Here is a 15360-nt window from a genome sequence, read left to right as displayed (position 1 = left end):
ATATTTAAAATCTAAAAACGGGCAGTTACACAGAATCCGTTACAGGCTCTATAATGTTAGCTAAGCTAAAGTTCTAAAGCTTAGCTAACTTATGAAAGGTATCGAGTTAGTTACTCTTTTCGTTTGACGAATGGAGTGCTTTTTCTACATCAACACCTAAAATCAACACTCCAATATGACTATTATTATCATCTAAAACAGGAAAACTTAGCTGTACTTGAAAATGATGTGTTGATGCATCATATGTAACGCTATCAAAGTTATAGTCCTTTGACTGTTTAAATATTTTAGAAAACTTATTTTCATCTCCTTGCCAGTAATCACTTGTTAACTTACTTATTGCTATATTTTTTCCTTGGCTATCAGTCAATATAAGCTCAGTAACAACACCTTTAAACTGCGATTGCCATTTTTTAAATACCTTAGATAACGGTAAATCAAGCATAGTTAACCCATCAGCACGCCCAACGTGTTTACTTTCTTTTATCCAAAGCTGGTCTCGTTTCTTAATTTCAGGCTCACTCAAAGGAGACTCATTACTTATTTGAACTTCTTCGACTAAACTAGGTAAGTTTAATAAGGTTTTAGCGCTACTGTAGAGCCTATCAAGTATTTGCTTTTTTCACTTTTTGATAGTGAAAATGGAGCTTGCGCACAAGTATTTATATTTTCATCGAACTGCTGCATAAATTCAGGAAGGCGTTTGATAAGTGAATGCGAAGCAAATAATCCCAAAGGTACATATCTAAAAAATTCTTTTTGGTACTCGTCTTTATTAATCCCTAGCTTAGAGGCTGCTAATTCAAAATCATCTAAATCAAGTAGGATTCTATCAATCCGTTTATGGTGCATTACATTTACTATTTCTTCTAATGAATTTACTTCTACCTCAGCAATAATATTTTGAGTTTTAAACCAATTTGCTTGATAACTTCCTCTTACTGCACCATAAAGCATTTTATTTTTTGATTTATTAATGCTCTCTGGGTGAGTAAACCAGTACCAGCTTTCTAAAAAAATGGGGGATGATATACGTCCATAAGCTTTCATTTCAGGCATTAAATGGGTTGTGAAATATCCATCTAAGCGCTCTAACTTTACTTCTCTACGAGCACGTAACCATGGCAAGGTTTGTAGCTGGAAAGGAGCTCCCATTTCAAATAAAATACACTCGACTTGGTTGACTGCATTATTAGGTGCTGTGGTGGGTAAGTTTGTCCCAAACTGGAGAGGCTCAGTTAAACCTAACAAAAGAGTAAAAAGATATACGGGCATAATCCATTGCTAAATATTGTACAAATTAAAATAAGTATAGTCATGCTTATTAAAAAAGTATAAATTTTCCTTACAAAATTTTGTACCTTATCAATGGCTTCAATATTTAAACCTATGATTTATTGCTATTAACTTATAAAAAGCACGCTTAAACATTTAAATTAATGCATTTATATCTAGGGTCTGTTTATCATTGCGGATAAAAATTTGCTCACACTAGGCGCTATTTAATTGCGGCGCAAGATTTATAACCTAGTGTGCTCGATAACTGCTCCTGCGTTAATCTAATTGCTTATATCCATGTAAGAATAAGTAAAAACCTAGCAATGCTTCCGCGCCCTGCTCACGCCCCTACCCTACATCTATGTAGGCAACCAAGAGAAAATAGCGCCTAGGAAGAACCTTTTGGGGGCTGTTAATTTAACCTTGAAGGTTCAACAGACCCTAGCCTTTTTATTATTGACCTAAGGTATACCGAGTCTTCACTTAACGACTAAAAACAAAGGAACTACCCAACTCTAGCGCTTAAATTTAGTTTCTAAAATAACAGAAGATGTTGTGCGCTCCACCCCATCAAGATTTCCTATATCGTCTAACAAATGACTAAGCTGTTCTAAATTTTGAGCTTGTACTACAGCAATTAAATCAAACTCACCACTTATGGCATATAGCTGTGAAATAGCATCAATTTGCTTGAGCTCAATGTTTGTTTTAGTCGTTAATTTTTGTCTTACTTTTATAGACACATGAGCTGATACCATTTTACTAAGGTAGTCGTCACCGTAATCAACGCTGTAACCTTTAATCACACCGGTTTCTTCTAATTTGAGCATTCGGCTTTGTACTGTTGAACGAGATAAGTCAAGCATTCGCGCAAGATCAGAAATACTCGCTCTTGCATTTGTTTTTAGTACAGAAAGTAGCTTTTCATCTTGTGGAGTTATCATAATGGTAATTTTCTTCGTTATTTTGACTTTTATTTTAATCATTTTTCACAAAATAGCACTGCAATTTTCACTGCTAACCTTCGATAATGGCACCTAACAGGAATAATAACGTGTTTGCTGAAGAATAAAGGCTATATTCTTCTTTGAGTTAGCAACTAATCTTTTATCTAAGCCCATTAAATTTAGGTGTAAAAATGCAAGTAACAAGAGACTTATTTAACGACGTAATGGTACCAAACTATAACCCATCAGCAATTATCCCTGTTCGTGGTGAAGGTTCACGCGTTTGGGATCAAAATAACAATGAGTTCATTGATTTTGCCGGTGGTATTGCCGTTAACTGTTTGGGTCACTGTCATCCTGCATTAGTTAAAGCATTAAAAGAGCAAGGCGAAAAAATTTGGCATTTATCAAATGTTATGACTAATGAGCCAGCACTTCGTTTAGCTCAAAAAATGGTTGAAGCAACATTTGCTGATAAAGTTTACTTTGCAAACTCAGGCGCAGAAGCAAACGAAGCCGCGCTTAAGTTAGCTCGTCGTTATGCATTGGACGTATATGGCGTTGAAAAAACGCAAATTATTGCATTTAATAAAGGTTTTCATGGTCGCACATTCTTTACAGTAACTGTGGGCGGGCAAGCGGCTTATTCAGATGGCTTTGGTCCAAAACCTGCTGACATAGTACATTGTGATTTTAACGATATAGCGGCATTTGAAGCGCTGATCAGCAATAAAACATGTGCTGTTATGATGGAACCATTACAAGGTGAAGGCGGTATTATTTCACCAACAGATGAATTTGCTAAAAAAGTACGTGAACTTTGTACTAAACATAACGCGTTACTTATTTTTGATGAAGTACAAACGGGTGTTGGCCGCACAGGCGATTTATACGCTTATGAAGGTTTAGGGGTTGTTCCTGACATTTTAACAACGGCAAAAGCATTGGGTGGTGGTTTTCCAATTGGCGCTATGATCACTCGTACACCTATTGCTGAGCATTTAAAAATTGGTACTCACGGTTCTACTTATGGCGGAAACGCACTTGCTTGTGCTGTGGCCGAAGCGGCATTTGATACAGTAAATACACCAGACGTACTAAACGGTGTTAAAGAGCGCGAGCAATTATTCCGTGACGGATTAAACGCAATTAATGAAAAATACAACGTATTTAGCGAAGTACGTGGTAAAGGCTTATTAATTGGCGCAGTACTAAATGACAAATTTGAAGGCCGCGCACGCGACTTTTTAGTAGCCAGTGCTAATAATGGTTTGATGAATCTTGTAGCGGGTATGAATGTAATTCGTTTTACACCGTCTTTAATTATTCCGTTTGAAGATATTAAAGAAGGCTTAGCGCGCTTTGAAAAAGCCGTTAGCGACGTAGTAAACGGTTAATATAGTTTAAATTAGCACGCCTACTGGCGTGCTATTGGAGCAAGCAATAAATGCAAGTATTACGTCCTATTACTGCCAATGATTTTGACGCGCTTAAACAAATAGCGATTGAATCCGGTCATGGGTTTACCTCTTTACCTGTGGACGATACACAGCTTAAAGAAAAAATTGAACGTGCTGAAAAAAGCTTTGCCAAAAACATTAACCAGCCACTTGATGAAAGCTATTTATTTGTTTTAGAAGACAGTGAAACAGGTGACGTTATTGGCACAACCGCTATAGAAGCCGCAGTAGGTTTATCGGTGCCTTTATATCATTATCATTTGGGTAAAACAGTACACCACTCGCCTACTTTAAATGTATATAACACCGTTGATATTTTAAGCATGTGTAACGACTACACTGGTTGCTCAGAAATATGCACATTATTTTTGCGCGAAAATAGCCGTAAAGGCCTAACGGGTCGATTTTTATCTCGTTCACGCTTTTTGTTTATGGCTCAACATAGCGAGCGTTTTGCCGATACTGTTATCGCAGAAATGCGCGGTGTTAGCGACGAAGACGGTCATTCTCCTTTTTGGCAATGGCTACAAGAGCACTTTTTTAGTATCGAATTTCCACAAGCGGACCACTTAGTTGGCTTAGGCGATAAGGTGTTTATTAGCGAGTTAATGCCTAAATACCCTATTTATGTGAACTTGCTTAGTAAAAAAGCCCAAGCAGTGATTGGGCATGTGCATGAAAAAACAAAACCTGCGCTAAAACTATTAGAAAAAGAAGGTTTTGAGCACAGAGGCTACGTTGACTTATTTGATGCAGGCCCAACAGTTGAAGCAAAGCTTGGTAATATTCGCAGCATTCGCGACTCTCAAGTTTGCCCTGTTACGATTGGCGAGCTTGATCACATATCACAAAATAGCTCTGATACGCTGGCTGTATGTAATCAAGGCGTAAGTGGCTTTAGAGCAACATTTACCAAAGAAGCACATTACAATCATGCAAAACATACCCTCGTCATTAGCCAAGATGTGGCTAATGCGCTTAATTTAAGCCAAGGAGATGCAGCGCGATTTTTCCGCCTGTAAATAATTTATGAATACACACCTAATTAATAATCAGTGGCATGTGGGACTTGGTCCAGCATTTGAGTCAATCAATCCAAGTAATGGCGATGTTGTATGGCAAGGTAATGGCGCAAACGCCCAGCAAGTAGATTCTGCTATAAAAGCAGCCAGAGCTGCGCAATTACAATGGGCAGACAAACCGCTTGAAGAGCGTATCGCCATTTTAGAAAACTTCGCAGCACAATTAAAAGAACACAGCGAAGAATTTGCTACTATTATTGCACGCGAAACGGGTAAGCCATTATGGGAAACCCGCACCGAAGTGGGCGCAATGACAGGCAAAGTAGCTATATCTGTAAAAGCGTACCATGAGCGTACAGGTACAACTGAAAACCCAATGCCCGGTGCTAAAGCGTTTATTAGACACAAACCGCATGGCGTTGTGGGTATTTTTGGCCCGTATAACTTTCCGGGGCATTTACCAAACGGGCATATTGTTCCTGCAATTTTAGCCGGTAATACCGTTGTATTTAAGCCATCAGAATTGACTCCGCACGTTGCAGAATTTACCCTCTCACTTTGGTTAAAAGCAGGTTTGCCAGCGGGGGTTATTAACCTTGTCCAAGGTGAGATTGAAACAGGTAAAGCGCTTGCTTCTCATAAAGATATAGATGGCTTGTTTTTTACCGGTAGCTCAAACACAGGCCACTTATTACATAAACAGTTTGCAGGACACCCTGGCAAAATTTTAGCACTTGAAATGGGCGGCAATAATCCTCTTATTGTAAAAGATGTGAGTGATGTAAGCGCTTCTGTGCACGATATTATTCAATCAGGCTTTATTACCTCAGGCCAACGTTGTACGTGTGCACGTCGCTTATTTATTGAAAAATCAGCTAACGGCGATGCTATTTTAGAAAAGCTAATAAGCGCAACTAAAAACATAGTTGTAGACGACAGTTTTGCTACAGAGCAGCCTTTTATGGGTGCAATGATAAGCGAAAAAGCAGCACTGGGTATGGTTGCCGCGCAAAGTGAATTAGTCTCAAAAGGTGCACAAATCCTTGTTGAACTTAAGCAATTAAAACCAGGCACAGGTTTTGTAAGCCCGGGTATTATTGATGTAACAAGCATTACTGACATGCCAGATGAAGAGCATTTTGGACCGCTAATTAAAGTGTATCGTTATACCGACTTTGACAGCGCAATTATTGAAGCTAACAACACAAGCTTTGGTTTATCTGCAGGTTTACTTAGCGACAGTGAAGATGACTACACTCACTTTTTAAAGCGCATTCGTGCCGGTATTGTTAACTGGAACCGCCCTATTACGGGTGCCTCTAGTGCAGCTCCATTTGGCGGTATTGGCGCCAGTGGTAATCACAGAGCAAGTGCATACTATGCCGCCGATTATTGCGCATATCCTGTAGCATCTGTGGAGTCAGACAAAGTGAGCTTACCGCAAACCCTAGCGCCGGGCTTAGTAATTGAATAAGCAATAAAACCAAATTTTAGATTTAAGGACTTAACATGCATACTGATGTAAATACATTATTTGAGAACCTTTGGGAAAACTATTTAAACGTAACTCCATCGGCAGATAAAATTCATGACCTTTTAGGTTCAACGCAAAAAGATGACATCATTAACGATCATATTGCGCTGCGTACATTTAATATAGAAAAAGTGAGTCTTGAAAAGCTCGCCGCTCACTTTTTAGCAATTGGTTACAAAGAATGTAGTGAGTACCACTTTGAAGCTAAAAAACTTTACGCAAAACACTATGAGCATAGCGATCCTAATCAGCCAAAAGTATTTATCTCTGAACTATTAGTAGAAAAATGCTCGCCAGAGTTACAAGCCATCGTGACAGATATGGTAAGTCAAATTGACGAAAGTGCAGTTACAGCAGACAACTTTTTATATTCAGGCACGCATTGGCAAGTAAGCACCGATACTTACAAACAACTGCTAGCTGAAAGCGAATATGCAGCGTGGATGTCGGCGTGGGGCTACCGCGCCAATCACTTTACCGTAAATATTAATACGCTTGCTAAGTTTGATAACATTCATGATGTTAACCAAGCCCTAAAAGATGCTGGCTTTTCGCTTAATACGTCAGGCGGCGAAGTTAAAGGCTCACCAGAGGTGTTACTAGAGCAATCGTCAACACTTGCTGATGAATACTCTGTTACCTTTAGTGACGGTGATATGAGCATCCCTAGCTGTTTTTATGAGTTTGCTATTCGTTACCCTAAAGCCGACGGTGAGCTTTATACTGGTTTTGTTGCAGCCTCAGCTGACAAAATATTTGAAAGCACCAACGCTCGATAGCAAAACCTAAAGTACTTTATTTAAAAAGCCCGTTATGGGCTTTTTTTATGTCGGTAAGTTATGTTGATTAATTATAAAAATAACGGTTTATAATCGTTTTCTAACTTTTCAAACGACAAGTCGCCAATAAAACGACCGAAGCTCAACCAAGTTGCCAAACCGCGTAAATCTTTAAAGTGTGGTGGCACAAATTGTGGACTCTCTATTACACCTAAATCATGAAGCTGCGATATTAATCTAAAATCATCTATTGATATTTTACCTACCAGTAATAAAGGGAGTCTATCTATTCGACCAAGCTGTATTGCAACGCGTATTAAGTTATAAACCAATACAAAGCCTTTAATGTAGGCAATATCTTTTGTAAAAGGCAAACCTGTTGGCGTACTGCCTCTAAATACACGCTGCGCTAATGTGTAACTGTCATCTTTTGATAAACCCTGCGCTACGTAATCACGGTAAATATCTACAAACTCAGCACCATCAATTACCTTTGTAACAGCTTGAATACGATTTACTAATTTAGATAAACGCCTTGGGGTCGATTTTAATGTAATAATTTCGGTAAGGACCGCTAAGCCTTCTTGGGTAATAGTGGAGCTAGGTGTGCCTTTACTTAAACATGTTAAATACGGCTGTGCTAAACCATTTTGAGTGGTACCTACGTGTATCCACCCTTCGTGAACTTCTAAGATATCAAGTTCACGCTGCGAAAACTTAACATCTTGATTAAGCTTTATATTATTAGCACCTGCGGCTGCATCACTAACAATACCATCGCTAAGCATTACCTCTACGTTTATGCCTGCCATACTAGCGGTTACTTGCTCAGACAAAATACGCACTGCATCAACAGCATCAATATTTTTAGGGTCGTCAGGCAGTATGTCGGCTATAAGTAAATTTTGCAGCGGTTTATCTAGCATATTAGCTAGCTCAGAAAGTGAGGGCTCACCGGCATGAAATAAATCTTTAGGGTGACCAAATAACTCCACCGATAAGTCATGAAACTCTGGCGTTCCACGATACTCAAGCATACTTAATACTGTTTTATACTCTGTGCACATTTTTCCCATGTATTGAGCTATGGGATTTAACTGCCCCAATTGGTTAATAATGTTACGGTGCAAAGTAGAAAACGCTTGGCGTAACTCGCTAGGTACAAAACCAAGATCGCGCTGTTGATAGTATGCACGATCGATCAGTGGATTTTTTTGACATTTTTGTCTAAAAAACTCCTCTTTAGTTTGTTTATCCCAATTAATAGCATCGAGTATCCTAATTGGCGTTTGCAATGCAATTAATTGATCCGATAACTCACGAGTTTTTAGTAGTAACGCCTTGTCTATCATGCTCTAAGCTCAACAATAAATGAGTTTTGAGCATAATTTAAAAAAGCGAAATTACAAAGTAATATCACACTTTTTTAGCTATTGTTTTTAAGATGATCGACCCTCATATCTATATCGTATTAGCTTTTTAATAAAAGGTATAAAACATGAAAAACGAACTCGACAATAAACAGATTTTAGCCGTATATGAACGCATAATTCAAAAAGGTGAAATGACTGATGAAGGCAAACATTATCAGGGAGTTACTGCATATTCAGACGTAGACGGTTACACCGTATATCTACAAGGTAGCGGCGTAGAACTGCGTTTTGGTTTTCATAATACTTACCACCTTGACTACGAACATGAAAAGCATAAAGACGACTTTTTGAAAAAATTATATAACATTGCAAACGAGAGCTAATGCACCCACGAAAACTAAGACACCGCCCGACCAGTAAGCTCAATACTACTTTTATTAATCAAGTAGTAGAAGAGCTTAAAGCTAATCCAAGTAAAGTCTCTATTATTCAAGACAACCTAGAACAGTACCGTTCTCAAACTCATTTAAAGCGTGGTTTTTTACTGGCTATAGAGCGCTTTGATTGGGTATTTGAAGCAAGCAAAGATATTGATTTCATTTGCCAGCAAATTTTAGCTGATGACTACATTGGCAATAGACTAAGACGTTACCCCCTACTTTTTAAAGGCGTTATTAATAATGCCTGACCTTCAATACCAACCGCTTTAAAACGATAAAACCACAAATTTTACTCTCTATATAAATTTATTAGAGCACTAAGCAATTGCAGGTTTAGTGCGCTTTTGTATCAAAATAATACTATTAGTACTCTAACTATTATTGCTCTAATGGTTTTTTGACATTTTATTCATTTATTGCTGTAAACAAATCATTACTATTATTTAATTTCAAAATTAAATTCACAAGCCCTTGTTTTAAATAAAATAAAACAAAGTAAAACCTTATCTTCTTTATCGCATTAGTTTCGCTTTTATTAATGATTAATCTACATTTTGGCATCTAGATATTTACTTCAGCCTTGAATTGTTAGAGCTATTACCTTAAGCTTATCTTTATTGAACGTTCAATTAATAAAAATTATGCCTAAAGTCGGAATGGAACCTGTCAGACGTCAGCAGCTAATTGACGCGACTATAGAGTCAGTTGCAACTAATGGACTACAAGGCACAACTATAAACAGCATTAGTAAAAATGCCGGTTTATCGTCAGGCATTATTAGTCATTATTTTGGTGGTAAGCAGGGGTTAATTGAAGCCACTGTTAGATACTTACTAACAAGCTTAAAACAAGGCTTGATAAGTAAAGTAAATAACCAAACGAATGCCATTGAACGTTTAATGATTATTATCGAAGCCAACTTTGCGCTTGTACAACAGCGTAATGATACAACCCGAACGTGGTTAAGTTTTTGGGCGCAATCGATGCATGATGAAGAATTACACAGACTACAAAACGTAAACAGTAAACGCTTGCAAAGTAATTTAGCATTTTCTTTTAAGCAATTAATGCCTATTGAGCAAGCAAAGCAAGCTGCAGAACTTAGCGCCGCGATGATCGATGGCCTATGGTTAAGAGCAGTACTGAGTAAATCAGACAATAATCAGTTTAAACACAGTGAAAAGTTAGCAAAAAGCTATGTACTTTCACTTATCAAGCAATATGGAGCCTAGCGTGACTACACCTGTCTATCAAAATTTCATTAACGGCCATTTTCTAGCAAACCAGAGCGGCAAAACATTTGATGTAACAAACCCAGCAACGGGTGAGGTTATTTACGCAGTAGAAATTGCCGACGAATTTATTCAAAACGCAGCCATTGCCAGTGCTAAGCAAGGTTTTGCGCAGTGGTCAGCAATGACACCTATTGAACGTAGTCGTATTTTATTAAAAGCAGTGGCTATTTTACGCGAGCGCAACGATGAGTTAGCACTTGTAGAAGTACTCGACACGGGTAAACCAATGCAAGAAGCAAATTGTGTTGATATTGAAACCGGCGCTGATGTAATTGAATACTTTGCAGGTCTTGCGCCAGCACAAGTAGGCCAACAACAAATGGTTGGTGATGACTTTTACTACACACGCAAAGAGCCATTAGGTATTTGTGCGGGTATTGGTGCATGGAACTACCCACTACAAATTGCATGTTGGAAGTCGGGCCCTGCCCTTGCAGCTGGTAATGCATTTATATTCAAACCATCTGAAGAAACACCACTTGGCGCTATTAAACTTGCAGAAGTGTTTGTTGAAGCTGGTGTGCCTGCAGGTGTGTTTAATGTTGTTCAAGGCGCGGGCGATGTAGGCCAGTGGCTAACGCAGCATAGCGATATTGATAAAGTATCGTTTACGGGTGAAGTGGGCACAGGTAAAAAAGTAGTAGCAAGTGCTGCCGGTACATTAAAAGATGTCACGATGGAACTTGGTGGCAAATCTCCGCTATTAGTATTTGATGATGCCAACATTGAGCAAGCAGTTAGCGCTGCTATGTTAGGTAACTTTTATACGCAAGGCGAAATTTGTACTAACTGTACACGTATTTACGTTCATAAAAATGTATATCAGCAGTTTATTGATGAGCTTAAAGCGCGCACTGAGAAAAATATTATTGCTGGCGACCCACAAGATTTAAATACTAACTTTGGCGCACTTATCTCTAAAAAGCACCAAGAACTAGTGATGAGCTACGTTAATAAAGGCATCGAAGAAGGTGCAACTCTATTAACTGGTGGTACAACGCTTTCACCTGAATCTGCACCTAATGGCTATTTTGTAGCACCAACTGTGTTCATTGATTGCAACGACGATATGACAATCGTTAAAGAAGAAATATTTGGCCCTGTAATGAGCGTGCTTGTTTTTGACGACGAAGACGATGTTATTGCACGCGCTAACGCAACCCACCTAGGCTTGGCCGCAGGCGTATTTACTAGCGATATTAAACGTGCGCACCGCGTTATTCATAAGTTACAAGCTGGTATTTGTTGGATTAATGCATACGGTAACTCACCTGCTGAAATGCCAGTTGGCGGTTATAAACAATCGGGCATTGGCCGTGAAAATGGTATACAAACTCTTGATCAATACACGCAAACTAAGTCTATTTATGTTGGTATGGCCGACATAGAAAGCCCATTTTAAGGCGCCTTACTATGAGTAATCATTACGACTATATTATTGTTGGCGCGGGTTCGGCGGGCTGTGTTTTAGCAAACCGCTTATCTGAAGATTCAAGTAACCGCGTGTTACTACTAGAAACTGGCGGTAGCGATAAAAGTATTTTTATAAAAATGCCAACCGCGTTATCTATTCCTATGAATAGTGACAAATACGCATGGCAGTTTCATACCCAGCCCGAGCCTCATTTAGATAACCGTGAAATGCATTGTCCTCGAGGCAAAGTATTAGGCGGCTCGTCATCTATCAACGGCATGGTATACGTACGTGGCCATGCAAAAGATTTTGACGAATGGCAGCAACACGGTGCAAACGGCTGGGATTACCAATCGTGTTTACCGTATTTTCAAAAAGCAGAAAGCTTTTATCTTGGTGAAAATACTTACCGTGGTGGCAAAGGCCCGCTTGGCGTTAATAACGGCAACGAAATGAAAAACCCGCTTTACCGCACCTTTATCAAAGCAGGTGTACAAGCCGGTTACGCGTCTACAGATGATTATAATGCATCGCAGCAAGAGGGTTTTGGCCCAATGCACATGACTGTAAAAGACGGCGTGCGCAGCTCTGCTTCGCGTGAGTATTTAGACCCTGTTAAATCGCGTAGTAATTTAACAATTATTACAGGTGCACTAGCACAGCGCGTGATTTTAGATGGTAAAAAAGCCACAGGCATTGAATACAAAGTAAATGGCGACGTTAAAACAGCACATGCTGCAAAAGACGTAATATTAAGTGCAGGCCCAATCGGCTCTCCACATATTTTACAACTCTCTGGTATTGGTGATACTCAATCGCTTGAAAAAGCAGGCGTTGAAGTACAGCATCATCTACCAGGTGTAGGTCAAAACTTACAAGATCATCTTGAGTTTTACTTTCAATACAAGTGTAAGCAACCTATCACGCTTAACGGCAAACTAGGCATTGTTTCAAAAGGGTTGATTGGTGCGCGCTGGTTATTAACGCGTTCGGGTTTAGGTGCAACGAATCATTTTGAATCGTGTGCGTTTATTCGCTCAAAACCAGGTGTTGAATGGCCAGATATTCAATATCACTTTTTACCAGCGGCTATGCGTTACGATGGTAGAAGTGCATTTGCAGGTCATGGTTTTCAGGTACATGTGGGTCATAACAAACCAAAAAGTCGCGGTAGTGTCACTATTGCTTCTGCGAACCCTGAGCAACCACCAACCATTTTATTTAATTACCTTGAACACCAAGACGATATTGAAGGCTTTAGAGCGTGCGTTCGCTTAACACGCGACATAATCGAACAAAGTGCCTTTGATGAATACCGCGATGAAGAAATTCAACCAGGTAAACATATTCAAACAGATGAAGAAATAGATGCCTTTGTACGCCAAGCCGTAGAAAGTGCCTACCACCCTTCTTGCTCATGCAAAATGGGTGAAGATGATATGGCCGTTGTTAATTCAAATACGCAAGTACATGGTATTGAAGGACTACGTGTTGTTGACTCATCTATATTCCCAACAGTTCCTAACGGAAACTTAAATGCGCCTACTATTATGGTTGCTGAAAAAGCAGCTGACATAATTTTAGGTAAAGAACCATTACAGAAATCGGATGTGAATGTTGCCATAACAACAGATTGGCAAGAAACACAACGTAGCTCGGAGATCTAATTTTAGCCACATGCTCAGGTTTAGCCTCGTAGGGCTAAACCGTTGCGTGCCTTGCAGTGGCACACGATGTAAATAGGTTACGTTGTGTTAATGCGAGAATAAAACAATAAAATACGGAGTGCTTATGAATTATTTTTATTCATTATTGGAGGGTAACAATGACTATTTGGCTTAATGCAGGCATCATTTTTACCTTACTTGCTATTATCACTATTTTAATTAAATGGGGTAATGTTCGCGTAGTAGGTGTAACACCAGTTAGAACCTTTACGTTTATAGCAATACTATTTACTTCTGGCCTTGATGTTGGCCTAATTATGTTTCCTTTAACTGAGTTTGCAGGTTATGCAGACATAAAAGCAAGCCCAGAATACGCGTTTGCAAATCCACTGGCTATTGAGTTTGGCTACTGGGGATTTTTGATCTGGGGATTTTACTTTCTTACGTGCTTTTATTTCTGTGTAATAGAACCTAAAGTGAAATTTTTCGAAATTCCTTGGGTTAAATTTATCAATAACGTTGTAATTATTGGTACATGTGCATTTACCGCTTATTTACTGCTTACAAACCTACCATGGTATTTACCCGTATTAGGCGATGGAACAAGTATAGTTTCTGAGTTTTATTTAATTGTATTCGCGGCTATTTGTTTTGCTGTGTACTCAAGTACTGACATTAAATATGTACGTATTTTAAGTATCTCTACTACGTGGTTATTCTTAGCCTTAATCGCCTTTATGTGGGCTGGCGCATTTGTAATAGGTGATAGTCAAATGTCAGCATTTACAGATAACTTAGGTTCTATTGGTACTTACTTTGCAAACATTAATGAATTTGTTTTACCGCTTAATGATTACCATGAGTTTTACTTATTCTGGTGGTTTGCGTGGAGCATAATGATTGGTCAATTTACATCACGCTTTGTTGGTGGACTTAAAACATACCAAGTATTAGCTGCAATGTTGATTTTCCCTTCTATTCCTATTGCGATTTGGTTTAGCGTACTTTATCACTACCATGAAGCGGGCATCCCAACTCAAGGTATTAAAAACTTCGCTATGGTATTTGTAGGTATTGTATTTGTAATTAACTCACTTGATTCGTTAGTGCGTTTATATACAGATAACCTAAACTTTACCGTAAAGCGTTTTGGCAAAATGAAATACATAATCGGAAATGTTGTTGCTCTATCATTACTTACACTATTGTTTAAATTAGAATTTTTACAAATTCAGTGGGTAGGCGCATTAGTTATTGGCTTGTTCTTTATCTGTGCAGCTTTTATTGGTTACAGTAAATTTAAAACAGTAACGAATATAGATAGCTCACCAAAAGCAAACGCAATTGATTACACAAAAATAGACACAGTACACTAGAGATTAATAATGAATAACAAACTAAAACAACTTGTAGTAGCACTACCATTTGCACTTTTATCAACAACTGCAGCAGCTGATTGGTCAACAACAATCACTGCGGCGTCTGACTACACTTTTAATGGTGTAACACAGACCGATAGCGACCCTGCAATTCAAGGCAGCTTAGATTATGCCTTTGATAGTGGTGTTTACGCTGGTGTTTGGGCTTCAAACGTAGATTTTGGTGACGACACTGATTTTGAGCTTGATGCTTACTTAGGTAAATATGTACAACTTGATGAGCAATTTAGCGTTGATTACGGTATTGCTTATTACACTTATCAAGGTAATAACAGTGACGGTAACTACGCTGAAGCTTACACTAAGTTTGGTTATGCAAGTGAATACGGCCAAACTGAGCTTAACTTTTGGTATAGCTGGGATTACTTTGGAACAGGTGCGGGTCATGTAATTTCAATGGTTGCTCACACTTATGAACTAGCTCCAAATCACGCACTACGTGCAAGTTTTGATATTTCAAACTCACTTGATGGTGAAAAGTGGGCTTGGGATACAAACCAGAAAAAATCGTACAAGCACTACCGCCTAGCTTATCAAACAAGCTACGAAGGTTTTGGTATTGAAGTGGCTGCTGAAAACACTAGCTTAGATTACGATTATGCTGATGAGCGTATTGTACTTGCTGTTTCACGCACATTTGATCTTTAATACAATAATTACTTATTAAACAAAAAATGCCACTCTATTTAGAGTGGCATTTTTATTTGTAAAA

At 38.7% G+C, this 15360-nt stretch carries 15 protein-coding genes; 11 read left to right on the top strand and 4 right to left on the bottom strand.

What is annotated here, in order from left to right; translation table 11 throughout:
- Positions 1 to 106: 106 nt before the first annotated feature.
- The 3 genes from GQR53_RS21360 to GQR53_RS17445 form a co-directional block, all read right to left on the bottom strand.
- Positions 107 to 526, bottom strand: coding sequence for a cache domain-containing protein (locus GQR53_RS21360; protein ID WP_231620005.1), 420 nt, complete (start codon positions 524 to 526; stop codon positions 107 to 109).
- 47 nt (positions 527 to 573) lie between these two features.
- Positions 574 to 1275 carry a hypothetical protein gene (locus GQR53_RS21355; protein ID WP_231620004.1) on the bottom strand — a complete coding sequence of 234 codons (702 nt, stop codon included), beginning with the start codon at positions 1273 to 1275 and terminating at the stop codon, positions 574 to 576.
- Positions 1276 to 1793: 518 nt separating this feature from the next.
- Positions 1794 to 2222 carry an Lrp/AsnC family transcriptional regulator gene (locus GQR53_RS17445; RefSeq protein ID WP_002958609.1) on the bottom strand — a complete coding sequence of 143 codons (429 nt, stop codon included), beginning with the start codon at positions 2220 to 2222 and terminating at the stop codon, positions 1794 to 1796.
- A 194-nt stretch (positions 2223 to 2416) separates the two neighbouring features.
- Between GQR53_RS17445 and GQR53_RS17440 the strand changes: the two genes are divergently transcribed.
- Genes GQR53_RS17440 through GQR53_RS17425 form a run of 4 tightly spaced genes read left to right on the top strand, consistent with a single transcriptional unit; the run spans position 2417 to position 7020 of the window.
- Complete coding sequence (locus tag GQR53_RS17440) at positions 2417 to 3622, top strand: aspartate aminotransferase family protein (RefSeq protein WP_165744725.1); 1206 nt, start codon at positions 2417 to 2419, stop codon at positions 3620 to 3622.
- A gap of 50 nt (positions 3623 to 3672) precedes the next feature.
- Positions 3673 to 4707 (top strand): arginine N-succinyltransferase, encoded by a 1035-nt coding sequence (gene astA / locus GQR53_RS17435; RefSeq protein WP_138490431.1) that lies wholly within the window; start codon positions 3673 to 3675, stop codon positions 4705 to 4707.
- 7 nt (positions 4708 to 4714) lie between these two features.
- On the top strand, positions 4715 to 6181 hold the full coding sequence (gene astD, locus GQR53_RS17430) for a succinylglutamate-semialdehyde dehydrogenase (RefSeq protein ID WP_165744723.1): 1467 nt from the start codon (positions 4715 to 4717) through the stop codon (positions 6179 to 6181).
- A 35-nt stretch (positions 6182 to 6216) separates the two neighbouring features.
- Positions 6217 to 7020, top strand: a complete 804-nt coding sequence (locus tag GQR53_RS17425; RefSeq protein ID WP_165744721.1) for a DUF1338 domain-containing protein — start codon at positions 6217 to 6219, stop codon at positions 7018 to 7020.
- Positions 7021 to 7091: 71 nt separating this feature from the next.
- Here GQR53_RS17425 and GQR53_RS17420 read toward each other — a convergent pair whose 3' ends face one another.
- Complete coding sequence (locus GQR53_RS17420) at positions 7092 to 8372, bottom strand: flavohemoglobin expression-modulating QEGLA motif protein (RefSeq protein WP_002958615.1); 1281 nt, start codon at positions 8370 to 8372, stop codon at positions 7092 to 7094.
- Between the two features lie 146 nt (positions 8373 to 8518).
- Between GQR53_RS17420 and GQR53_RS17415 the strand changes: the two genes are divergently transcribed.
- From GQR53_RS17415 to GQR53_RS17385, 7 genes are all read left to right on the top strand, one after another.
- Positions 8519 to 8776, top strand: coding sequence for a DUF3081 domain-containing protein (locus tag GQR53_RS17415; protein WP_008169639.1), 258 nt, complete (start codon positions 8519 to 8521; stop codon positions 8774 to 8776).
- Positions 8776 to 9081 carry a hypothetical protein gene (locus tag GQR53_RS17410; RefSeq protein ID WP_002958617.1) on the top strand — a complete coding sequence of 102 codons (306 nt, stop codon included), beginning with the start codon at positions 8776 to 8778 and terminating at the stop codon, positions 9079 to 9081. The genes GQR53_RS17415 and GQR53_RS17410 overlap by 1 nt, the downstream gene beginning before the upstream one ends.
- Positions 9082 to 9489: 408 nt before the next feature.
- Positions 9490 to 10065: a transcriptional regulator BetI gene (gene betI / locus GQR53_RS17405; RefSeq protein WP_010553010.1), complete on the top strand. Its 576-nt coding sequence runs from the start codon at positions 9490 to 9492 to the stop codon at positions 10063 to 10065.
- Between the two features lies 1 nt (position 10066).
- A complete protein-coding gene (betB, locus tag GQR53_RS17400) occupies positions 10067 to 11530 on the top strand; it encodes a betaine-aldehyde dehydrogenase (RefSeq protein WP_002958619.1) in 1464 nt (487 codons plus the stop codon).
- An 11-nt stretch (positions 11531 to 11541) separates the two neighbouring features.
- Entirely contained in the window at positions 11542 to 13209 is a 1668-nt protein-coding gene (betA, locus tag GQR53_RS17395; RefSeq protein ID WP_165744719.1) for a choline dehydrogenase, read from the top strand.
- A 158-nt stretch (positions 13210 to 13367) separates the two neighbouring features.
- Positions 13368 to 14585: a BCCT family transporter gene (locus tag GQR53_RS17390; protein WP_165744717.1), complete on the top strand. Its 1218-nt coding sequence runs from the start codon at positions 13368 to 13370 to the stop codon at positions 14583 to 14585.
- 9 nt (positions 14586 to 14594) lie between these two features.
- Positions 14595 to 15296 carry a TorF family putative porin gene (locus GQR53_RS17385; protein ID WP_024603578.1) on the top strand — a complete coding sequence of 234 codons (702 nt, stop codon included), beginning with the start codon at positions 14595 to 14597 and terminating at the stop codon, positions 15294 to 15296.
- The last annotated feature ends 64 nt before the right edge of the window (positions 15297 to 15360 follow it).

It is taken from the genome of Pseudoalteromonas sp. Z9A6 (genome assembly GCF_011378805.1).
Classification (GTDB): Bacteria; Pseudomonadota; Gammaproteobacteria; order Enterobacterales; family Alteromonadaceae; genus Pseudoalteromonas; species Pseudoalteromonas distincta.
The sequence above is the reverse complement of the archived record's forward strand: the minus strand, read 5'-3'. Positions and strand labels throughout refer to the sequence as shown.